A 22,693-nucleotide genomic window follows, 5' to 3' on the forward strand; every position below is an offset into this window, starting at 1 on the left:
CAACGAGGCAAAGCGATATGTACGAAACGCTCAAATACAGCGTCAGCGACAAGGGTGTCGCGCTCATCCTCATGGACATTCCCGGCAGCTCGGCGAATGTAATGTCCGTGCAGTTCCGCGATGAACTGGCCAGTGCCATCGATCGCGTGGTGGATGACTCCAATGTCAAGGCGGCAGTCATTTCCTCGCTGAAGGCCGATTTCATGGCCGGTGGCGATCTCAAGCAGATGATGACCTTGTTCGACCAAGGGCTGGATGCCGAGCAGGCATTGGCTGTGGCCAACCAGTTCAAGCCGCTGCTGCGGCGAATGGAAACCAGTGGCAAGGTGTTTGTAGCAGCAATCAATGGTGCTGCAATGGGGGGTGGCCTGGAGTTGGCGCTGGCCTGCCATCGGCGGGTTGTGGCCGATGATCCGAGGATTGTACTTGCTCTACCGGAGGTGACCCTGGGGCTTATCCCCGGCGCTGGTGGTACTCAGCGTGTGCCGCGCCTGATTGGCATAGCCAAGGCACTGCCTCTGCTGTTGAAGGGTCAAAGGCTGGCGCCGCAGAAAGCGGTGGAGCTGGGGCTGGTGGATCGCCTGGCTGCTACTGAAGAGCTGCTGCAGGTGGCGGAAACGCTTGCCTTGGAAGTCGAAGACGCTACTCAGCCGTGGGATCGAAAGGGCTATTCGGTGCCTGGTGGCGCAGGTTTCATGGGACCGGAGCCGGGGGCTACCTTCAATCTCACCGCCACTAGCTTGGCACGGGAAACCAACCGCAACTATCCCGCGCCCATCGCTCTGCTGAGCGCCGTGGCTCATGGCACTGCGGTGCCGATGGACGCGGCTCTGCACATCGAATCCTGTCAGTTCGCCAAGCTGCTGATGGACCCGGTTGCACGTAACATGATGCGTACACTGTTCGTCAATAAGGGTGAGCTGGACAAGCTCGCTCGCCGCCCGCACGGCATAGACACGGCCAACCAGACCCGCGTTGGAGTGGTTGGCGCCGGCCTGATGGGGGCGGGTGTAGCTCACGTCGCCGCTCTTGCCGGGTTCGCTGTGGTGATGCTCGATGCCAGTGCCGAGCAGGCTGCCAATGGCAAGCAGCGCCTGGCAGAGTCCTTCGCCAAATTGGTCTCCAAGGGGCGCATGGCTCAGGAGAAGGCCAATGCGATTCTCGGACGAATCAATACCAGCGGAGATTATGCCGACCTCGCCGGTTGCGAACTGGTGATTGAGGCGGTATTCGAGAGCCGTGAAGTCAAAGCTGAAGTATTCAAGCGTCTGGAAGAGGTGCTCGACCCGGGCGCCATCATAGCCTCCAATACCTCTTCGCTGCCGATCACCGGGCTGGCCGAACCGCTGCAGCACCCTCAGCGCTTCATTGGCTTGCATTTCTTCTCGCCTGTGGATCGCATGAGCCTGGTAGAGGTCATCAAGGGCGGCAAGACCGGCGAGCGAACCCTGGCCCACGCCTTGGACTTCATCAAGCGTCTGCGCAAGACGCCGATCATCGTCAATGACGCCCGCGGCTTTTTCACCACCCGAGTGATCAGCCGCTACCTGCAGGAAAGCATGGGCATGCTTGCCGAGGGTATCAAACCGGCACTGATCGACAATGCTGCGCGTCTGGCGGGGTTCCCGGTAGGGCCGCTGCAGCTGATCGATGAGGTGACCATCGAGATTGGCCTGCATGCTGCCAATCAGGACCGCGAGGATCTTGGTCAGTCCTGGGAGGAGCCGGTGAGCTACGCCGTGCAGAAGCGATTTGTTGAGGACCTGGGGCGCCGTGGTCGGCGCTATGGTCAGGGCTTCTATGACTATCCAGAGGGCAAGCGGCAGGTCTGGTCAGGCATGGCTGACGTCTATCCGCCGCAGGCGCCGCAGCCTGATGTCGAGGAAGTTAAGCAGCGCATGCTGTACATCCAGGCACTGGAAGCTGCTCGAGCCTTCGAGGCGGGTGTGATCACCGATCCGGCAGAGGGTGATGTAGGCGCTCTTCTGGGCATCGGCTATCCGAGTTACACCGGAGGGGTGTTCTCGCTGATCGATACGCTGGGTATCCAACGTTTCGTCGAGGCTTGCGAAGGCTTTGCCAAGCGCTTTGGCCCGCGTTGGCAGCCGAGCCCCTGGCTGAAGGCGCGTGCAGCCGAGGGCATGCGCTTCTACCCATTGCAGGGTTGAGCGGGAGCGAGCGATGAATTTCGATTTTTCTGAAGAGCAGGAAGAGATTCGCCGGCAGGCTCGGCGTTTTCTAAGTGAGAATCGTGAGAGCCGACGCCGAGTGGTTGACGGCGAGACTCTCTATGACCGCGGCCTATGGCAGTCGGTTGTGGACATGGGGTGGACCGCCACAGCGATTGCCGAAGAGCACGGTGGAATTGGCCTCGGCTATCTGGAGTTGTGCGTCTTGGCCGAAGAGTTCGGCTCATCCTTATTGCCGGTTCCTTTCGTCTCCTCGGTGCTTCAAGCCAGTGAGGCGATCAAGTTGGCTGACGACCCCAATCGCGCTGCTGAGTGGCTACCACGGCTAGCTGCTGGCGAGATCATCGCAACCGTGGCATTCGCCGAAGAAGGCGCTGGAAAAAGCTGGAGTGACATCCCGCAGGCGCAAGTAGTAGGTGGTCGGCTAACGGGTTGTAAGGTACCGGTGGCTGATGGGCTGGTGGCGGACGTAGCTGTAGTTTCGGCACGCGCACCAGAGGATGGTGACGGATTCGGTTGGTATTTGGTACCCCTGGCCCAGCCGGGTGTCGAGCGTCTCCCTGAAGTCGCGGTGGACCGTCTACGTAAGCACGCACGATTGACGTTCGATAACGCCGAGATAATCCGCCTGGGTCAACCGGGGGCCGGGTCTGAGATGGCCGTGCGATTGATGGATGTGGCCGCCGTGCTCGGTGCCTTCGAGCAACTCGGTGGTGCGGAGGCTGCCCTTGCTATGGCTGTGGAATACACCCGCACACGCCAGGCATTCGGCCGGGTGGTGGCCAGCTACCAGGCGGTCAAGCATAAATTGGCTGACATTTACGTGAAGAACCAACTCGCTCGCAGTCATGCCTATTTCGGCGCCTGGGCGCTTTCGCACCAGGCCGCGGAACTGCCGCTGGCCGCAGCCGGTGCCCGGTTGGCTGCCAGCGACGCGTTCAATTTCGCCGCCGAAGAAGGTGTCGAACTGCATGGTGGGATCGGATTCACCTGGGAAAGCGATTGCCAGCTGTTCTATCGCCGTGCGCGATTGCTGGCCGCCAACCTTGGCGGCCGTCAACGTTGGTCGCGACGCTTGGTCGGCGAACTGGCCCGGCAGGTCGCACCTGCTATCCCATCCTGAAAATGGCCGGAGATTCGTACTGATGGATTTCGAAGATACCCCGGATGAAGCCCGCTATCGAAGCCAGGTGCGTACCTGGTTGGCTGAGCATGCTCCGCGACACGAGACGCCCTCCTCTGGCTTAAGCTTGCCGGACGATGAGTTCATGGCGCTGGCGCGTGCCTGGCAGGCTTGCAAGGCAGAAGCAGGCTACATCGGCATCATGTGGCCCAAGGCTGTGGGCGGGCAGGGTGGTACGCCCATTCAACACATCATCTTCCACCAGGAAGAGGAGCACTATCGACTCCCCAATGTTCCGTTCCAGGTGGGGGTTGGCATGTGCCTGCCGACCCTATTCACCCACGGAGGATCGGGGGTTGCCGAGCGCTTCGTGGCGCCGGCGATTCGTGGCGAGGAGCTTTGGTGTCAATTGTTCTCCGAGCCTGCAGCTGGTTCTGACTTGGCCGGTGTACGTGCTCGCGCAGTTCGTGACGGTGACGATTGGGTGGTGAATGGACAGAAGATCTGGACTTCCTACGCACACGAAGCGGACTACGGAATCATCTTGTTGCGTACCGACCCCAGTGTGCCCAAGCACAAAGGACTGACCATGTTCTACGTGGACATGCGCTCACCCGGTGTCGAGGTCCGGCCGATCCGAACCCTGCTCGGTGACGCTGAATTCAACGAAGTGTTCTTTACCGATGTGCGCATTCCGGACAGCCAGCGCCTCGGAGCTGTGGGGGAGGGGTGGAAGGTCTCGTTGACGACCCTGATGTTCGAGCGTCTTGCCGTGGGTGGGCGTCCCGCGCAGTCGCCTGATGCTCGGGCGCTGGTCCGCCTGGCCGTCGAGTCGCAGGGCAGCAGTCTGGAGAACTCGGCCATAGCTGAGGCGCTGGCGCGTTTCTACGTCGCCGACGAAGGTATGGCCTTGACGCGTTTGAGATCGACCACTGCGGTATCTCGTGGGCAAGTGCCTGGACCCGAGGCGTCGATCGGAAAGCTGGTCATGGCAAAGACGCTTCAGGATATGTGCGCCTATGCCCTGGAGTTGCTGGAGGATCAGGGGCTGTCCGATCGCGAGGATTCGCCTGCACGAATGTTCAAGACCTGGTACCTGTGGTCGGCGGGCTTACGAATTGCGGGGGGCACCGACGAAGTGTTGCGCAATGTGATTGCCGAGCGAGTGCTGGGCCTGCCACAAGAAGAGCGCAACGACCGCGACATCCCTTTCAACCAGATTGGCAGAGCCTGAGTCGAAACCCCGGCGCGACGCCGGGGTTTTTCTTTGCGAGGGGTCGCGGTGCATTGAGGTGGGCGTGCCCGTGGCGTCAGAGCGAGCTAACCAGGTGCCCGCCATCCACCGCCAGTACAGCACCGGTAATATAGCTTCCGGCCTGTGATGTGAGCAGCAGCAGGGGACCGTCCAGCTCTTCCATGGCCGCGAAGCGGCGTTGCGGCACACGTGCCATCAGGCGCTGACCGGCTTCGCTGATGAGGAACTCGCTATTTAGCTCGGTCGCCACGTATCCGGGAGCGAGTGCATTGACCCGTATGTTCTTGCGTGCCAGCTCCAAAGCCATCGCCTTGCTCAGTTGGATGAGGGCAGCCTTAGAAGTGGCATACGCGGAAGAGGCTCCAGCGACCCGCTCACCCAGGATTGAGGCGATATTCACAATGCTCCCGGGGCGACCGCTATCCGCCAGGCGTCGGGCGACTTCACGGGCCACCAGCCAAGCGCCTTTGAGATTGGTATCCAGTACGGCGTCCCAGCTCGACTCTTCCTGGTCCAGGAAGAATTCGGTGGTAGCGATCCCGGCGTTGTTCACCAATACATCGACGATTCCAAGCTCATCTTGGATTCTCTGCACTGCTGCCCTTACTGAGTTTGCGTCGCACACATCCATGGTGACGGCCAATGCTCGAATGCCTTGCTCTCTCAGCAAAGCAACCTGCTGCTGCAGTCGGTCCTCACGTCGTGCGCATAGAGCAACGCTAGCACCTGCCTTGGCAAGCGTACTAGCGAAGTGACGACCGAGGCCGCTAGAGGCTCCCGTTATCAGTGCAACGCGGTCTGTCAGGTCGAACGATGGGCCATGCATAGGAGACTCTCACCTTTGTTTTGTTGTCTTAATCATGTTCACGATTGTGATGATTGCGGCGATGGGATTCGTGGGGGCGAAATCGGCGCTTGAAACATCTTGCAATCATCTCAATCATGATAATAGTATATACGATTAATGGTGGTGCGAAGTGATCAGTGCGCTTGCGGGCGCCTGACTCCTCCGATAACAACAACAAAGCGAGGTTCATATGCAGCATTCACTCCCGACTGCGTCGCAGAAGGTCGCTAGGGCCATCACGTTCGCTTCGGTGCTAGGGCTTGTTTCACCTGCCTGGGCGTTCTCCATCGATACCGGGAACCCTGATGTCGACCTGCGTTTTGACAACACGGTGCGTTACACCCTGGGGTGGCGGATGGAGAGTCCGGACAGTCGCATCTATCGCAATAGTCACTATGATGAGTCGGACCTGAAGTTCGACAAGGGCGACCTAGTCCAAAATCGTGTCGACCTGTTGACCGAGTTGGACATGAGCTACCAACGACGCATGGGCTTCCGAGTCAGTGCGGCGAGTTGGTACGACAACGCCTATAAGGACGACGACGTCAAAACCTGGTCGGGGAGCCCTTACGATTCCAGCTATGACCACAATAACTACTCGCACACGACCGAGCGGTATTACCGTGGGCCGTCCGGGGAGATTCTTGACGCCTTCGTATTCAATCGATTCGACTTGGGCGACGTTCCAGTCAACGTCCGTGCTGGGCGGCACACAGTCTTTTGGGGCGAGGGTCTGCTTTTCCCAGGACATGCGATTTCCTATTCGCAGGCACCAATCGATGGCCGCAAGGCGGTTGCCAACCCGGGAACGGAAACCAAAGAACTGTTCTTGCCTTTGGGGCAGGTGTCGGCTCAGGCGCAAGTCACCAGTAACCTGTCACTGGCAGCCCAATACTTCTACGAATGGTCGCCGACCCGTGCACCAGAGGGTGGAACCTACTTTGGTAATACCGACTTTGGTGTTGCCGGCCCGGATCGTTTCCCTGTGGCACCTGGCTTCGACCTGGCCCACCTGAAAGAGAAAGAGCCGGACAACAGCGGCAATTGGGGGCTGGCGGCGCGCTACGCTGTTGACGCCATCGATGCCACTGTGGGCCTCTACTACCGTCAGTTCGATGATTACAATCCGGCAGGCCTCCAGATTGTTCCTGGCGCTGGTGGCTCGCCCCTGCCGGCGGGCTATCGCTTCGTCTACGTGGAAAACACCAAGCTCTATGGCGCCAGCTTCACCAAGCAAGTGGGCACAGCAGCTGTCGGTGTGGATCTTTCCTACCGTGACGGTACGCAGCTCTATACCGAGACTGCTGGTGCTGACGGCAAACCTGCAATCGGTAATACCTGGCACTTGGTAGCCAACTCGCTCTGGCTACTGCCCAGCACCCCAATGTATGACACCGGCGTGTTCATGGCTGAAGTGGCTTACAGTCGTTTGGATAAGGTCACCCACAACAAGGATGTCTTCACCGGTGAGGATTACGCCGATTGCGATGGGCGTGACAAGTGGGACGGTTGTGCCACCAAGGACTTTGTTGGTATCGCGGCGAACTTCACTCCGCAATGGCTCTCGATCTATCCCAGCATCGATCTGTCTCTGCCTATCACCGTTAACTATGGCGTATACGGTAATGCTGCGTCTGGGGGTGGTAATCAGGGGGCAAGCACTTGGTCAGTCGGCCTCACTGCGACTTACGAGACCAACACCGAGGTGAGCCTCCGTTATTCCGACCAAACTGCCCATACCAAATACAGCGATGGTGCGGTGGTGGGGGGCAACAACCCCAGTCTGGTTGGCCTGACTGATCGTGGTTGGTTGGCACTGACATTCAAGACCGGTTTCTGATTTGTCAGATGCTCCCTCAGGCGCAGCCATGCATTGGATGCGCCTGAGTTAACAAGAAGAAAGATGGAGAACGCCAATGGGGCTTCGCTTGCTGTTCTGCCTGTGTCTGTCCATGAGCTTGCCCGTGTTTGCGGCATCCACGAAGGCGTATGTCGATCCGCTGGACGCTCCCTCGGTTCAGTCTGCCCTGGCGGCTCGTTCCAATCTTGTTGGGCTAGCCCATGCTGGTCAGCGCCTGGTGGCCGTTGGCGAGATGGGGCATATCCTTTTTTCCGATGACGGCGGTGCCAGTTGGAGCCAGGCGTCAGTACCAGTCAGCACGGACCTGGTAGCGATTTCCTTCCCCGATGATACCCATGGCTGGGTCGTGGGCCATGACGGGGTCATTCTGCATAGCGACGACGCGGGCAGTACTTGGCAGCGCCAGCTGGACGGCCGCCAGCTCGTCGAACTGATCAAGAAGCACTATGCCAACCCTGTGCTCGATGCCCGCGCCAAGGCGGAGGCACAGCATATTCTCGAGCAGTCGGAGGCTGCTGCGCCAGCCTTCACCTTCCTCGACGTGTGGTTCCGTGATCGCAACGAAGGATTTGCGGTTGGAGCCTTCAACCTGTTGCTGCATACCAACGACGGGGGCAAGACTTGGGAGCCCTGGTTCGAGCATGCAGACAATCCCCGCGACTACCACATTTATTCCGTCAGTGGTGATGCGAACGGTGTCTACTTGTCCGGAGAGCTTGGACTGCTGCTGCGCCTGGATCGCTCTAGCGGTATTTTCGAGGCGATCTCCTCGCCTTATAAGGGCAGCTACTTCGGAGTGCTGGTGAAGGGGGATGAGCTGCTGGCGTTTGGCCTACGGGGCAACGCGTTTCGTAGTATGGATGCCGGGCAGCACTGGGAGTCACTACAGAATCCTGCTAGTGGCGTCAGCCTCGTCGATGCCATCTGGCTCACCGACGGTTCCGCGCTGCTGCTCGATCAATCCGGCAACCTGCTGCAGACCGATACTGCTTCGGCGACCCTGCGGGTCATTGGTGAACCCGGGCGTGTCCCTAGTAATGCGTTGATCTCGTTTTCCAGCGGGCGTCTGGCGCTGGCCGGGCCATTTGGGGTCCGCCAACAGTCGTTGAAGTAATCCGCGCCCGTCCTTTTTCCGATTCAGAGGTATCTCCGCGTGAAGTCAGGCAAACACGAGCAGCATGTCTTTCCCGTCGTCGCTGATCCCAAGGACTTCGACATCCTCAGTGGCGGCCGCCTGGAGCGGTTGGTATTCAATAACAGAGCCCTCGTTCTGCTTTTTTGCCTGGTCACCAGTCTCTTTTTTGGCTACCACGCCTATCGCCTGCAGCTCAATGCCAGCTTCGAGCGAGTGATCCCGGTTTCCCATCCGTATATTCAAAACTACCTGGCAAAAAAAGCGGACCTTCCCGGTCTCGGCAACAGTATTCGCGTGGCAGTAGAGAACCGCAGCGGCGACATCTTCGACCCGGCCTATCTAGAAGTTCTGCGCCAGGTGAATGATCGCGTCTACCTGATCCCGGGCTCTGATCGCGCCTGGATGCGCTCCCTTTGGCTGCCGATCGTTCGTTGGCGAGAAATCACCGAGGATGGAATCGCCGGTGGCCCGGTGATGCCAGCGGACTACAAGGGCGATGCCAAGAGTATTGCCACGCTACGCTACAACGTCGCGCGTGCCGGCCTGGTCGGGTCGCTGATTTCCAATGATCTGAAGTCGAGCATGGTCGTAGTGCCGTTGCTCGATCGCATCGCTGACACCGGTCAACCACTGGACTATGTGGCCTATTCCCAGGCTCTGGAAGGTCAGCTGCGCTCCCTGGAAACCGACAAGATCAAGATCCACATCGTCGGGTTCGCCAAGCTAACGGGCGACCTCATTGCCGGGCTCAGGGATATCCTCAAGTTCTTCGCGCTTTCGACCCTAATCGCCGCGCTGTTCGTTTACGCCTACACCCGCTGCCTGCGCAGTACCCTGATGCTGGTGTCGATTTCTCTGTTGGGCGTGCTCTGGATGTTGGGTGCACTGCAGATTTGCGGTTTCTACCTCGATCCTTATTCAATCCTCGGACCATTCCTGATCTTTGCCATTGGTCTATCTCATGGCGCCCAGAAGATGAACGGCATCCTTCAGGACATTGGCCACGGTACCCACCGCTATGTGGCCGCGCGTTATACCTTCCGTAGGCTCTTCCATACCGGGCTGACGGCGTTGCTGGTGAATATCATTGGCTTTGCCGTGCTAATGGCCATCGACATTCCGGTGATTCGTGACTTGGCCATTACCACCAGTCTAGGGGTGACCGTACTCATCTTCACCAAGCTGATCCTCATCCCGGTGGTGCTCTCTTACATCGGCGTGAGCCGCAAGGCAGCCGAGATTGCCCTGCGCAAGGACCGAGCAGAAAGCAATGGCCACTCCACCGGCATGCTGTGGGTTTTCCTGGCAGGTTTCACTGGTCGCCGCCGTGCGCTCCTTGCGATCTCCGCGGCCATTTGCTTGGCCATGGTCGCGATGCTTGTTCGCGTGCATCTGAAAATTGGCGACCTCGACGCCGGCGCGCCTGAGCTACGCACCGACTCGCGTTACAACCGCGACATGGCATTCATCAACCAGCATTTTGGTCTCTCGAGCGACCAGTTTGTGGTCATCGTCAAGACTGATGCCGAAGGCTGCCGCACTCACGACAACCTGTTGGAGATGGAGCGCTTGGGTTGGGCTTTGCGCCAGATTCCGGGTGTTCAATCTACTCAGTCGTTGGCGGATACAATCCGCCTTGTGACCTCGGGCATGTTCGAGGGCAATGGCAAATGGTTCACCATTAGTCGAGACCAGCGCATCACCGACTCTGCCGTTTCGGCGGCCACCGTCGCTGATCCTGCATCTACCAATCTCGAGTGTTCGGTTACTCCGGTCATCGCCTACCTGGGAGATCACAAGGCCGATACTCTGGCGGCGGTGCTCGGAGCGGCCGAACGTTATGCTGCCGGGCATAATAGCGAATCCATCCGTTTCCTTCCGGCGGCTGGCTCCGCAGGAATCGAGGCAGTTACAAATATCGTGGTAGAGCGCTCGTTCTGGCACATGCACTTTCTGCTGTACGGTGCGGTGACCATCCTGTGCCTGATCACCTTCCGCTCCTGGCGGGCAACTCTCGTAGCGCTGATCCCTCTGATGCTGACCTCGGTGCTCTGTGAAGCGCTGATGGTCTGGTTGGGCATGGGCGTCAAGGTAGCGACCCTGCCGGTGATCGCGCTGGGCGTGGGAGTGGGGGTGGACTACGCGTTGTACCTGTTGAGTATCCAGTTGATGCTGCAGCGAAACGGCTACCCGCTGCGCGAGGCTTATCTGAAGTCCTTGCATTTCACTGGCCGCGTGGTGGCCTTGATTGGGCTGACAATGGCTGCCGGAGTACTGACCTGGGCTTGGTCGCCTATCAAGTTCCAAGCCGACATGGGCATCCTCCTGACCTTCATGTTCCTCTGGAACATGCTAGGGGCGCTGGTGCTAATCCCGGCCTTGTCGCACTTCCTGTTGGGAAATATCGGTCAGTCGAAGGCAGTGGAAGTGGGGCTGGGGAGCGAGGAACTATGCGCCGAAAGCGTGTCTGCAGCCTGCACTGAGCCTCACAAAACCCGGATGGCCGGCTGAGCAGGTGACTCGGAGCTGGGATTTCGGGGAGAGGCATCAGTGGAAAGCAAATACTCGTTCGGTATCCGCCGGCTGCTGGTCTTTGGATGCCTGTTGATCGGCGCGCAGGCCGTACAGGCGGGCAGCGCGTTCGCGGATCGTAATGCCGAGGTGCAAGAGATCCGCTCACTGGGCTACTCGGTGGTGATCAATGCGTTGCTCTACTACAACCTGAATGGCTCACCCTATCAGCAGGACAACTCCAGGGACGGTGAGCAGAGCCTGGAGCGCTTGCTAGCCCTGACAGGACGCGACTTCCCGGGGCTGTCCACTTATGCGCAGAGCAACTGGCTCAGGCTGTACAGGAGCTTAGTCATCTGCCTCAGTCAGCTGCCGAGGTGCGTTCTGTGTCCTTGCCCTATGCGCCTTGGTTGCCTCGTGTCGTCGAATTGCAGGCGCAGCTTGACGGCCTTCTGAATCAACTGTTGGAAACGGCTACCCAGGCGGCCACGCTACGTGCAGTGAGCTATGAAATGGAGCGCCTACTGCTTTCCTATGAGATTGCCTCTTTCGCCAACCTGGGGGCTGACATCTGGATTCTCGATGACCGCACTATGGCGCAGTTGGATGCATCCATCGTCGAGCGCCTTGCTGGAATTTCCAGCCAACTTCCTGACCTGGCAACCGTGCAGCGGGACTATCAATTCGTTCGGCGTGACCAGCTTAGCCCGAACGGTCGTTGGATCTCGGCAGGAGTAAATCGCTACCTAGCCAGAGCAGCCTCTACGCTGAACAGCCGGGCTGAAAGCTTGCACTGAGCTTCAGGGATACCTCCGATTCATCAATGTCCTTCTTTGTGGCTGGCCCCTTGAATGAGTGAGTCCAGCTTTACCCCGCCGAGCCTGGTTCTCGCCACCATTGCTCTGTCGCTCGCGACGTTCATGCAGGTTCTAGACACGACCATCGCCAATGTCGTGTTACCCACTATTTCGGGCAACCTGGGTGCCAGCGAGGAGCAAGGCACCTGGGTCATTACATCCTTTGCCGTCAGCAACGCTATCGCTCTACCGCTGACCGGCTGGATGAGCCGCAAGTTCGGCGAAGTGAGATTGTTCCTCACGGCCATTGGGCTTTTCATGCTGGCATCACTGCTCTGTGGCTTGGCCCGTTCTATGAATTTGCTGGTGGTTTTTCGTGCTTTGCAGGGATCCGTTGCAGGCCCGTTGTACCCCATTACGCAGACCTTGTTGATTTCCATCTATCCCCCAGCCAGGCGCGGCATGGCGCTATCTCTGCTCGGCATAGTGACGGTGGTGGCACCGATTGCCGGGCCGATCCTCGGAGGCTGGATAACTGACAGCTATAGCTGGCCGTGGAGCTTCTTCATCAACCTGCCCATCGGATTGTTCGCTTGCCTGGTGGTGTATCAGCAACTGCGCAAGCGGCCAGTCCAATTGAAGCATTCGCCCATGGACTACACCGGCTTGCTCCTGCTGGTGATTGGAGTGGGGGCTTTGCAGATTGTCCTCGACAAGGGCAACAATCTGGATTGGTTTGAGTCAGGACTCATCATCGCCGGAAGCGCCTTGGCCCTCATTGCCCTGGCCGCCTTCGTCATTTGGGAGCTGACCAACCAGCACCCTGTGGTGAACCTGCGCCTGTTCGCTTACCGCAACTTCACTGTCGGTACGCTGGTGATGGTGGTTGGTTATGCCGGCTTCTTCAGCATTAACCTGTTACTGCCCCAGTGGCTGCAGGCACAGATGGGCTATACCGCGACCTGGGCTGGGCTTGCAGCCGCGCCGATTGGTTTGTTCCCCATGCTGCTTTCGCCTTTCGTGAGGCGTTATGCGCAGAGTTTCGATTTGCGAGTGCTGGCAAGCCTAGCGTTCATGGTCATGGCGACTACCAGCTTCTTGAGGTCACAGTTCACCAGTGACATCGACTATCCGCACATAGCGATGGTGCAACTGATCATGGGGCTTGGTGTGGCGTTTTTCATGATTCCGGTTCTGAGCATCCTGCTCTCCGAACTGCCAGCCGATGAAATAGCCGACGGCTCGGGACTGGCGACTTTTCTGCGTACGCTGGAGGTCTTGCCGAAGTCTTGGCCGATCTCCTTGCCATCTCCCACCGCCACGCGGCATTGCGCTGTCACCACGCGCGGAAGTGGATCATAGTTCGTCTTGCTAAGGGCGAACCATGATCATGGCTCTCTACAGGGCAGCTATCAGATGTGGTGGCCGAAGGCGTGTTTCGGACGATCCCTAGTCGCTATAGGCGATTCGGCTTTACATTCACTTGCCGACCTTCTCCTAGCAGATTCCGAGCAATCGTTCATTTTCAACTTTGCATTTGAAGTGGGGCTTGGTAACACAGCAGCGTGTCACGCTGTCCCATTCGATGCATTAAGACTTTCATTCCAAGTATAGATTCGATCCCACATTTCCGTACGCGTGGATGCGAAGTTCTGGCAATGACCGCTCTTCGGTAGAACGTGCAAAGTATAGTCGTAGCAGGCGCGGAAGTGCGCCGCTTCGGCCCAGGGATCGGGGGACACATCGCGCTCGCCCAGGCACTGGTAAATCGGCACGTCGATGTTTCTAGCATCCTCACTTACGATTCCGGTGGTAATCGCTTGCGTCGACAAAACGTAGGGAACAGGAACTAGGAGTGCGTCGTCGGCGGTGAGCACGGCCTCAGGCACATCGTCCCAATGGAACGTGCTACGCAGGTGACCCCGGTCCATCACCGGGTAGTCGGGCTTGCTTAAGTCCAGCGGTCCGGGGTCTGCACTGTGTAGCTGCCCACCCAATGTGAGATGTACGCCGACTGCCGTGTAACCCAGCACTGCAATGCGGTCGTAGGTACGGTGGGCCGCCTGTTGAGTGATCGTCTGCATGCCGCCCATTGAATGGCCCCCGCCCAGCTTGACGAACTGTGGTATCGCAGGGATCGACGGATGCAATGTGCCCTCGCGCAGATGCTCAAACAATTGTGTCATTGCATCGTGGTTGGCCTTCGCTGCTACCTGTCGCGTCACGGCCATCTGGCGCGGAGCCCGCGAACTGTCGCCGATACCCAGGTGGTCAGGTAGCACGACAATGTGACCGCGCGCGGCCAGGTGCTCAGCCATGCTATAGCCCGGGTATCCGGGAATCTCGGCATGGAAGTAACGCTTGTCATAGGTGCCGCCGTTCAGCCACGCCGAAATGGTCGGACGGCTAGGTAAATGTGCTGGCATGAAGAGCCAGGCGCTGACATAGAGGCGCTGTCCTGCGGAGACTTCCGCCGATAGCGCGTTGGTGACGTCAAAGCGAATCAGTAAGGGAGGCATAGGAACTCGCTCTTTAGTAAACATGTGTTTACATATGATGTGCTCAGAGGGGTCGCAAGTCAACAGCTGTTTACGTATAGTATGCCGATGCCGCCCGATCATGCTCCTTCGCCCCCCTTACCGCGTTCGCGCAATGCTGACCGGACACGTGCAGACATCCTGCGAGCTGCATGCCGCGCTTTTTCAGTTCACGGATATGCGCAGGCGACGGTACGGCAAATTGCTTCAGATGCTGGAATCAACGTCGCCCTCATAGTTCGCTATTTCGGGAGCAAGGAGGGCCTGTTCGACGCCGCGCTCATGGAAAGCTTGGATATCGAACGCCTGATTGCAGGTGACCGCAATGCATTTGGCGAACGGCTCGCACAGCTACTTACGGATGCGTCGGAAGATTCGCGCAATCCACTAGCTATGATGTTGCTGGCTACGTCTGACACCGTAGCGCGTACCGTTGTTTTGAAACGGCTGACAGCGCGTGTGACTGCGCCTCTGGCACGGTGGCTGCGCGGACGAGACGCTTGCGAGCGCGCGGTGCGCATTACGATGTTGTCCAGCGGATACTTGACCTACCAGTTGCTGCTTCCTATTCCAGACCGCTCTGTGGCGGACGTCTACAGCACGCGGGAGTGGCTTGCTAAGGCCCTGCAGGACCAAGTTGACTGCGGATGAGGTGAGCGACATCTTGGTCCGTCACGGTCAAGCCCAAGATTGGTCGAGTTTTTGATGTTCCCGTAGCGTTTATGCAGCCTTCGCCCTCTCAGGATCGTTTCAAGCGAACACGCTGGCGCTGAATGTCGCAGTGAAAGGGGCTGGCGGTTTTGGTACGTATATCACTGGCAGCGCCAAGATGCTTTATGGCATTGCACTTCAATAATATCGTCTTCGTCATATAATGTTATATGCGATCAGAGTGCTACTTTTGGTGAGTTATTTACGGCGAAGTGGTGATGCGCTTGAACTTGCCGAGCCTGCAGGTGCATTTTATTTTCGCAGTTTTTTAGCGCCGATATGAGCTCGTCAGGAGTCTTGCGTATTATGTCGTAGTCACGTTTGCAATTATCAGATGCAGAAGAGATTTGCTAGTAAGATGAGTGATGCTCTCTCAATACGCAGACTCACGGCCTCTATGCTGCCGTACCAGTGCCTAGTGGCTAGCCAACAGCAATCTTCTACCGGCCAGAAATGCCTCACCACACCACGATGAAGTCATCGCATAGGTGGGCAGAGGTCCATGGTCGTAGAGTTGGTTGGCGGCGAGAGCCTCGAAAATCCAGATTACGTAGGCTACGCGGTTGCTACCGTGCAACCCCGGAAAAAAAGCGGCGAGTACTGAAGATTATTTTGCTATGGTTCGCCTTTGCTAAACGATCCATGATCAATATCAGATTTTGGATGTGGAAAACCACATGAGTAGTGCAGTCATGCTGGGAACGATTGGTCCTGCTGCCCAATCGAATACTCATGTTGTTTTTTCGTCTGTAGGACTAATTCAGCAGCGGAAATGTCGCCGCGTCGATATTGATCGGCCAGTTCTAGGAATTTCTTGCTAGGCCTGATGCCGGAGAGTCTCGCTGAGGTCATAGCATGCTCTATATTCTGATCTCGTTTTATGTTAATTATAATTTTATTAGTCGTCCGGCTCACTCGCAATGCGATCACAAGCTTTTAGATTTTCCTCGCCGTGGTCAGTGTGCATTGAATCGCTCGCTGAAGGCGCAGATGTTCGAGCGCTCGAAAAAGGCTCACAAAGAGTTAATTCGTAATTCTCAACATTATAGATTTAGTTCTTTCCTCCTCGTGGCGCTGATATCCAACGTCCAACTCGCACCCATCAGTGTCGACTATCCAGCGCCTCAAATTTCCTTAGGTATATGTGCAGGGTTCGTTGCGCCCAGACGTACCCAGATCATTACGGTCAGAATTTTTCTGATATATGTAGGGCTCTTTATATAAGCCTGAGAAAGTTAATTAATTGACTAGATTGTCTTGTCGTAATCATCAGTTAGATTTCGCAGACAGGCCTCAAATAGAGGCGATTGCTCTTGTCGGTAGGTGACAACCGCATAGCGACTCCCTGATAGCGTGTATGCCACTAGATAACCAAATTGGACTCCAAAGCTGATTACGGTAGAGGTAGCTATCCGGCGCCCGTCTAGGAATCGGCTGTGAACATCGCCATACACAATGCCGACGAGGTAGCCGAACACGATGGCGACGTCGACGAGAAACGCGGTAGGTGCCTCCTCCTCTTGCCATTCCTTCAATGCAGAGACGACCTCTGGTGGATAAGGGGTGGGGGACATGGTGGCTAGCTCTCCTGTAACGACCTTGATGATAGGGGCTTGCAGTGATTAATGCCAAATACTATAGTCATTAAGTGCACATTTTGAGGGGAATAATCAATGGGTCGTGAACGCCCCAATCTGTACCCAATGCTGGAGCGTCTGCTACTGGGATTTGGCGAGCGGATCCGTCTAGCGCGCCTGAGACGGGACCTTTCCATGGTGGTTGTCGCCGACAACGCGGGAATTTCCCGGGAGACGCTCAACAAAATTGAGCGTGGAGATCCAGGTGTTGCATTGGGGAGCTATGCACGAGTGCTAGAGGTGCTAGGGCTGGCTGGGGACATTGATCTGTGGGCCCAAGGAGATGACGTCGGGCGGCAGCTGCAGGACGAACGCCTACCAAGGAGGGCGTCTCGTCGTAAATCCGAGGGGGATGAACCATGAGCTTTAGCGTGTTGGAGGAGTTTCGCGATCGCGATGCGGAGATCCGAGGGGCGATTTTCAATAGAGGAGTCAATCGGTCCTGCTATCGAATTGTTGAAATAGAAGGGTCTCGATGGAGCTTTCTACTCCGAGCAATTGATGATCGCTCTATTATCTGGCGAACCTATCTGGTCAGATCTTTAGTGGATGCAGTTAATCTGGCTACCGACCCCGTATGGTGTCGGCACACTCTTTATGTCCTATTCTGCTCGCACGATGGTGTAGCTACTAAGCAAGAGTGCAAAAAGGTTCTCAATATCTATGAAGCAGTCTTTTCCTCACAGGGCGGCTCGTCGTTTTTGGTCGAGACTGTAGATGGAGAGTTTACCGATGACCCGATTGCGGAGGGTGAAGTTCCAACATCTCGTATGAAGGTTTATTGCAGCGAGTAAGCTCGTTAGCAGGGCGCGGTACGTATGATTTTCGGGAGGGTAACGGAGGTCGATTGACTAGGCTTTTAGTGTGAATTTTCTTTGGTATGGAAGCGTTGCGGATCTAATCTGCGTTGGCCCTGCTGATAAATTATAGTAAAAATAAAGATCTTGCCAATTCCTGGGATGTTGATTCACTCCTGCCTCTTTGTTAACAATAAAAGGCCGGCGAGCAAAGGTTCTGTCATGACAAACCGCACCCACTAACGTGTGTACATTTGTCCTGTCAAAACGCTCGACGGCCAATCACTGCGTTCTCAGCCGTATAACAAGAATAATAAAAAAGGCAAATATATGAGAAATCTCAGAATTGACGTGCGTGTTTCGGAAGAGGAAAAAAGAGAACTAATTCGCCTGGCTGCCGAGCAGGGAGTGAGTCTTTCCGACTATCTGCGTAGCGTTTTGCTGGGCAAAGAAATTATCGTTAGAAGAGAAAGTCACGCTCCTGCGAGTCTTGTCCAAGAGTTATCTAGGATCGGCAACAACCTGAATCAGCTGACTAGGCACGCCAACCGCGGGGACTCAATTACGTCTGATGACCTCGCTCGGATTTGGCACTACTTAGAGGTTCTGTGGGCGGCATTCCAATGATCGTCGAAACCTCAAAAGTGGCTGACGCCAGCTCTGCACAGAAACTTGTAAATTATTTGCTCTCCGATAAAAGGAATCCACCCTCTGATGGTGAGCGCGTGTTACTGGCTGCGGCCACCTATGCGCTCCCTCCAAATTCAAGTAGCTCCGCAACAGCTTATGCCAAAATATTTAGTGATCTGGCTCGAAAATGGACAGCGCAGCATAGGGTAAATAAAAAGGAGCCAAAATCGATTGCGCAGAGCGTAACCGTTAGTTTTTACCCTGGCTGCAAAGCTTTTCCTAGGGATCCAGTCGACCCATCACGAGCTATCGAAATTGCGAGGGAGTTGGTTGGCGATGTTGCCCCAGGTGAACGACTCGCGCTCTATGTGGTTCATGGTGACACCCAGCATCTACACGTCCATGTGTTGTTCTCCACCGTTTGCGGAGACGGGAAAATATGGAACCCGCGTCATGACTATCGTCTATGGGAGCGCGCAGCTGAGAAACTAGAAATTAAGTACAAACTTTACCGTACACCCAATCGGATATCTCGCGGCGAAGTGGTGGCCGACATCGCACTTGATCATGGTTCTATTCAAATGGAAAAGCGGACTGGTGATCAAAGCGAAAAAAGAAAGGTGAAATTTCATCTCGGTAGGATACTGGGACGGGGCAATATTGAGTTTCGAGAATTCATTCAGATATGCCGAAAGATCGGTTTGTCGATAATTCTAACGCGCTCACAAAGTGGGCGAGTTTCCGGTATCTCATTCCAAATGTCGAAGGGGCCTATTTTTAAAGGTAGTCAACTCAATCGAGAGTGGTCATGGAGCAAGTTGAGCAGAATGTTGAATTTTGACGAAACCCGGCATAGAGACATCGTCGATGAATTGGAGCGACTAAAGCCGGTAGAGTCAAAATTGGAGTTAAAACAGTCAAATATGAAAACACCCGGGGACGCTGAAAGCAAAATTCATAAGCTAGGACTTCCTGACAAGAATTGGTCAAATGCTCTTAGGCGGTTTAAGTATGAAAGCTCTAGCGACGGTACTAGGGACTACTATTGGCGAAATCAAAAGCGCTGCACAAAGCCAGCTTTTTCAGATCGCGGAGACAGGATTGTTACAAACAGTCGGCAGAATCAGACCATATATTTAGCCATGGCCGAACTTGCCAGGGATAAGGGCTGGAGCAGCGTCGAAATTCGTGCCTCAGACAGGAAGGCATTGACCAAGTTATGGCTGGCGTGCGCGCTGACCGGGCTTGCTGTTACAAACTTCACGCCAACCAGCGATGAGATTATGGGGCTATTAGCTGAGGCGTATAGAGTCGAAAAAAGTGAGATCGGCCATAAGCCTCACTCAACGCGAAGCAATGATAAGTTCGAAGGCTAAGAGAGATTGGTTCATATCGCCTAGGATGGCGATGGCACTTTAGAGAGGGAGTTCTTAGAAAGGCATAGAGCTTGGTGGGAGAGGCTAAGGACCGCGCATCCTGCGCGTGCGGTGTTAGGTCAACCAGAGCGATTAGTGCCCCTGGTTTTTCGCTTGCCTACCCTTCGACGAAATTCACGATAGTTGCACCAGCGCACATGAGTCAGTGCCAGTCCGTAGTTCAGATGCAGTTCGAGAACTTCTTTTCTCGCCGCCAACAGCGTTTTACCCGCATAGTGGGGCCGTGTGACCTCCAAACCTGTAGGATCTGCATGCCCCAGTAAATCCGCAATGATCTCAGCCGAAACGCTTCGTTGCCGCAACTGCTCAGCAAACGTGCGGCGAAGGCTGCGTGCTCCCCATCCACCCTCGCTGGTCGCGACCCCACAACTGCGATCCAGGTAACCAGCCACGCGGGCATACCCCATCAGGAATCGACTGGCCTGACGAGAGAAGAGATGCATCTCATTAAACGATAATTCCGGAAATAACTGATTTTTCTCTTTCCCTTCGCATTCGCTCCGCCTCTCCTCCACAAACTCTAGAAATCCCATATCGATCAGTAACTGTGAAACCGGGATTTTTCGGCGCGAATGTGGGGTTTTGATACTCTGATGTTTGCCATCATCGTTTACATGGATGATCCACATAGCCTCTTCAGGCTGAACATCTTTGAGTTGTAGCTGGCAAATTTCGTTGAGCCTAAGTCCACAGAACACTCCGAGGGGGACGAGCCAAAACTTAAACGGCTGCGGATCCCACGACGGTTTCCTACCTTCGTCGCCATTCACCTGATAGATGTAGCCGTCAAACAGCTTCTGCAGATCTGACAAACTAAATGGAGGCGTCACATCCACTAGCGGCCGCTCGTAGGAGGATTCGACCACCAAGTCCTCTGAAACGTATCCCCCCATCTTGGCTGCTCGCACCAAGTTGTTAAACAAGGAGTAATAGCGCTCAAGTGTAGAGCCTTGCCCATCAGAGTAACGCTCCAGATGCTGGTGCAGCTTGGTGCGCAGCATCGTTACATCAGCGCCATCCAGTGAACTAACGCTTCTATTGGGATCTACTGCTGTTAGTAATTCTATCAAGCTGGAAACTCTGCTGCGCAATTGAGCCGCATGTTTGACGCTGGGCGAGCTTTCTCGTATATGACACTCAATAAAGTCTCTCGCAAACTCTCTTAGGAGAGGAGCCGACTGCATCCGTTGAAACTGTCGAATAGGTGCCTCTAGGACCTTGATCAGATCAAACGCATAGGGGGCACCCGCCGGCGTTCGGCAGCAAACATCCACGCCTGGCATCACACTGAAGCGCAGCTCTTGGGTTTCACTCATAGGCATCTTCATCAATGATTGGTACCCGGGAATCGTATTTAGAAAACTCCTCATCGACAAGAGCCAATTTTCGCGAGAGTCCTTCTGAAGAGTTATTGGCAAGTTGTCAACTTTTGCAAAGTTCCAGGTCTCAAGCGGGCGTCGAAACTATTAAGAGATCGGTTTTTTTGGCCAGATAATCTAAAAATATTTCTCTTGCCGCTGCCACTTTGATCAGGTGTGGGATCGTTGGTACCACCCCTGCTCCAGCGTTGACTGGGAGAGTAAAGCCCGCTTCAGGTCTGTCGGTGACCGAAGGCAGCGAGCTTTTTACGTAATACAGCAACGATGGAGGGGGCTCGCATTTGGTCGTGCATGACGATGAGCCGCTGCAGGATTTCCAGGTGCATGCGGCCTAACCAGTCACACCGTAGTCACGACCGGCCGCAATCGACTGTGGATTCAACCGGTGAACGCAACACACTGAACCCTGTGTAAGCAGGAGGAGTGTTGCAGATGAAGCAAAGACCTCGGATCTACTACACCGAAAGCCAGAAGGCCTTGATGTGGGATCGCTGGAAGGCAGGTGACTCGCTCCAGCAGATTGCGCAGCTGTTCGATCGGAACCACTCCTCGATCCAAGGGATTCTTGCGGAGACAGGGGGCATTCGCCCAATCGCGCGACGACGTTCCAGGTTGGCGCTGACACTGGTTGAGCGCGAGGAGATTTCAAGAGCACTTGCCGTTGGCCAGTCGATTCGGCATATCGCGATGCGCCTGGAACGAGCCCCTTCCACCATCAGCCGCGAGATCAGCCGTAATGGTGGTTGCCGAAGCTACCGCGCCAACCAGGCTGATCAGGCGGCATGGGACAGGGCTCGTCGCCCAAAGCTTTGCAAGCTTGTCCGGTCCCCAAAGTTGGCGCAGCTTGTTGCGGAGAAGCTTCAGATCCAGTGGTCGCCCGAGCAGATCGCTGGGTGGTTGAAGCGTACTTACCCGGACGTGGCCTACCAGGTGTCGCACGAGACCATATACCGCAGCCTCTTCATCCAGGCCCGTGGCGCATTGAAGAAAGAGTTACTGGAGTACCTGCGCCGTAGTCGTGCTATGCGCCGGTCACGTCATCACACCCAGAAAACCGGTAACCATGGTCGTATCAGCGATACGACTTCCATCAGCGAGCGACCGGCCATCGTTGAAGATCGTGCAGTGCCAGGGCACTGGGAAGGTGATTTTTGTGCGGCAGCAAGAACAGTCAGATCGCCACGTTGGTTGAGCGCCACAGCCGCTATGTGATGCTGGTGAAAGTGGATGGAAAGGACACCGAGACAGTGGTGAATGCACTGATCGAGAATGCTCAGCGATTGCCTCAAGAGCTCTACCAATCCCTGACCTGGGATCGAGGCAAGGAGATGGCTGCTCACAAGCGCTTCACTCTGGCGACGGATATCCAGGTCTACTTTTGTGACCCACAGAATCCTTGGCAGCGCGGGACGAATGAAAACACCAACGGCCTACTACGGCAGTACTTTCCGAAGGGAACTGATCTCTCGCTGTACTCGCAGGACGCGCTGGATAAGGTCGCTCGGCGGTTGAACGAACGACCCAGAAAGACCCTGAGGTACTCGACTCCCGCCGAGTGTTTTAACCAGGCTGTTGCGTCGATCGGTTGAATCCACACCCGCTTTCTGCCGCTGGATAGGGACAGTTACCGACCCATAACTGACATCGACAGGTACTAGGTGACACGCCCTTAGGCCCTGTGTTCAACCAAATCGATTGCAGAATCAGAGATAAGGGACGATCGACGATTCACCTCTGGTCTAAACATCGCTACGTGCTTTCTGAGGATGTTGGCGGATGAGCTCTCTACAGAAGCCGTCCCATCTGATCCCCCTTTTCCTGCTCAGCGCTTCAACGAGCTTCGGCGCA

At 56.0% G+C, this 22,693-nt stretch carries 17 protein-coding genes and 2 pseudogenes; 14 read left to right on the plus strand and 5 right to left on the minus strand.

What is annotated here, in order from left to right; genetic code table 11:
• The first annotated feature begins 17 nt into the window (after positions 1 to 17).
• The 3 genes from AC1ZV1_RS06810 to AC1ZV1_RS06820 are packed head-to-tail and all read left to right on the plus strand — an operon-like array spanning position 18 to position 4,546.
• Positions 18 to 2,168, plus strand: coding sequence for a 3-hydroxyacyl-CoA dehydrogenase NAD-binding domain-containing protein (locus AC1ZV1_RS06810; protein WP_233299196.1), 2,151 nt, complete (start codon positions 18 to 20; stop codon positions 2,166 to 2,168).
• 13 nt (positions 2,169 to 2,181) lie between these two features.
• Positions 2,182 to 3,312: an acyl-CoA dehydrogenase family protein gene (locus AC1ZV1_RS06815; RefSeq protein WP_233299195.1), complete on the plus strand. Its 1,131-nt coding sequence runs from the start codon at positions 2,182 to 2,184 to the stop codon at positions 3,310 to 3,312.
• Between the two features lie 22 nt (positions 3,313 to 3,334).
• Positions 3,335 to 4,546, plus strand: a complete 1,212-nt coding sequence (locus AC1ZV1_RS06820; protein ID WP_233299194.1) for an acyl-CoA dehydrogenase family protein — start codon at positions 3,335 to 3,337, stop codon at positions 4,544 to 4,546.
• A 76-nt stretch (positions 4,547 to 4,622) separates the two neighbouring features.
• Here the strand turns inward: AC1ZV1_RS06820 and AC1ZV1_RS06825 are convergent, their stop codons facing one another.
• Entirely contained in the window at positions 4,623 to 5,393 is a 771-nt protein-coding gene (locus AC1ZV1_RS06825) for an SDR family NAD(P)-dependent oxidoreductase (RefSeq protein WP_233299193.1), read from the minus strand.
• A 211-nt stretch (positions 5,394 to 5,604) separates the two neighbouring features.
• Here AC1ZV1_RS06825 and AC1ZV1_RS06830 point away from each other — a divergent pair, with 211 nt between their 5' ends.
• The 6 genes and pseudogenes from AC1ZV1_RS06830 to AC1ZV1_RS06855 form a co-directional block, all read left to right on the plus strand.
• Positions 5,605 to 7,254, plus strand: coding sequence for a DUF1302 domain-containing protein (locus tag AC1ZV1_RS06830; protein WP_233299192.1), 1,650 nt, complete (start codon positions 5,605 to 5,607; stop codon positions 7,252 to 7,254).
• A gap of 76 nt (positions 7,255 to 7,330) precedes the next feature.
• Positions 7,331 to 8,389, plus strand: coding sequence for a WD40/YVTN/BNR-like repeat-containing protein (locus AC1ZV1_RS06835; protein ID WP_484296034.1), 1,059 nt, complete (start codon positions 7,331 to 7,333; stop codon positions 8,387 to 8,389).
• 39 nt (positions 8,390 to 8,428) lie between these two features.
• Positions 8,429 to 10,921, plus strand: a complete 2,493-nt coding sequence (locus AC1ZV1_RS06840) for an efflux RND transporter permease subunit (RefSeq protein ID WP_484296035.1) — start codon at positions 8,429 to 8,431, stop codon at positions 10,919 to 10,921.
• Between the two features lie 39 nt (positions 10,922 to 10,960).
• Entirely contained in the window at positions 10,961 to 11,377 is a 417-nt protein-coding gene (locus AC1ZV1_RS06845) for a hypothetical protein (protein ID WP_233299189.1), read from the plus strand.
• 56 nt (positions 11,378 to 11,433) lie between these two features.
• Positions 11,434 to 11,718: a hypothetical protein gene (locus AC1ZV1_RS06850; protein ID WP_484296036.1), complete on the plus strand. Its 285-nt coding sequence runs from the start codon at positions 11,434 to 11,436 to the stop codon at positions 11,716 to 11,718.
• A 54-nt stretch (positions 11,719 to 11,772) separates the two neighbouring features.
• Positions 11,773 to 12,990: pseudogene (locus tag AC1ZV1_RS06855) on the plus strand (DHA2 family efflux MFS transporter permease subunit); the annotation flags it as partial.
• A gap of 296 nt (positions 12,991 to 13,286) precedes the next feature.
• Here the strand turns inward: AC1ZV1_RS06855 and AC1ZV1_RS06860 are convergent.
• Positions 13,287 to 14,237 (minus strand): alpha/beta hydrolase, encoded by a 951-nt coding sequence (locus tag AC1ZV1_RS06860; RefSeq protein WP_484296037.1) that lies wholly within the window; start codon positions 14,235 to 14,237, stop codon positions 13,287 to 13,289.
• Positions 14,238 to 14,324: 87 nt separating this feature from the next.
• Between AC1ZV1_RS06860 and AC1ZV1_RS06865 the strand changes: the two genes are divergently transcribed.
• Positions 14,325 to 14,906, plus strand: a complete 582-nt coding sequence (locus AC1ZV1_RS06865; protein ID WP_233299186.1) for a TetR/AcrR family transcriptional regulator — start codon at positions 14,325 to 14,327, stop codon at positions 14,904 to 14,906.
• A gap of 750 nt (positions 14,907 to 15,656) precedes the next feature.
• Here AC1ZV1_RS06865 and AC1ZV1_RS06870 read toward each other — a convergent pair.
• Both AC1ZV1_RS06870 and AC1ZV1_RS06875 read right to left on the minus strand, forming a co-directional pair.
• Entirely contained in the window at positions 15,657 to 15,818 is a 162-nt protein-coding gene (locus AC1ZV1_RS06870; RefSeq protein ID WP_484296038.1) for an antitoxin VbhA family protein, read from the minus strand.
• A gap of 395 nt (positions 15,819 to 16,213) precedes the next feature.
• Entirely contained in the window at positions 16,214 to 16,540 is a 327-nt protein-coding gene (locus AC1ZV1_RS06875; protein ID WP_484296039.1) for a hypothetical protein, read from the minus strand.
• A 129-nt stretch (positions 16,541 to 16,669) separates the two neighbouring features.
• On the opposite strand from AC1ZV1_RS06875, the gene AC1ZV1_RS06880 reads away from it, so the two are divergent.
• The 3 genes from AC1ZV1_RS06880 to AC1ZV1_RS06890 all read left to right on the plus strand — a co-directional run bounded on the left by AC1ZV1_RS06880 (position 16,670) and on the right by AC1ZV1_RS06890 (position 19,406).
• Positions 16,670 to 16,966 (plus strand): helix-turn-helix domain-containing protein, encoded by a 297-nt coding sequence (locus tag AC1ZV1_RS06880; RefSeq protein ID WP_484297516.1) that lies wholly within the window; start codon positions 16,670 to 16,672, stop codon positions 16,964 to 16,966.
• Positions 16,967 to 17,730: 764 nt separating this feature from the next.
• Positions 17,731 to 18,027, plus strand: a complete 297-nt coding sequence (locus AC1ZV1_RS06885) for a plasmid mobilization protein (protein ID WP_484296040.1) — start codon at positions 17,731 to 17,733, stop codon at positions 18,025 to 18,027.
• Positions 18,024 to 19,406, plus strand: a complete 1,383-nt coding sequence (locus AC1ZV1_RS06890) for a relaxase/mobilization nuclease domain-containing protein (protein ID WP_484296041.1) — start codon at positions 18,024 to 18,026, stop codon at positions 19,404 to 19,406. The genes AC1ZV1_RS06885 and AC1ZV1_RS06890 overlap by 4 nt, the downstream gene beginning before the upstream one ends.
• 119 nt (positions 19,407 to 19,525) lie before the next feature.
• Here AC1ZV1_RS06890 and AC1ZV1_RS06895 read toward each other — a convergent pair whose 3' ends face one another.
• Positions 19,526 to 20,782: a tyrosine-type recombinase/integrase gene (locus AC1ZV1_RS06895; protein ID WP_484296042.1), complete on the minus strand. Its 1,257-nt coding sequence runs from the start codon at positions 20,780 to 20,782 to the stop codon at positions 19,526 to 19,528.
• Between the two features lie 495 nt (positions 20,783 to 21,277).
• On the opposite strand from AC1ZV1_RS06895, the pseudogene AC1ZV1_RS06900 reads away from it, so the two are divergent.
• A pseudogene (locus AC1ZV1_RS06900) lies at positions 21,278 to 22,434 on the plus strand (IS30 family transposase).
• Positions 22,435 to 22,693: the final 259 nt, after the last annotated feature.

It is taken from the genome of Pseudomonas sp. BB438 (assembly GCF_057180225.1).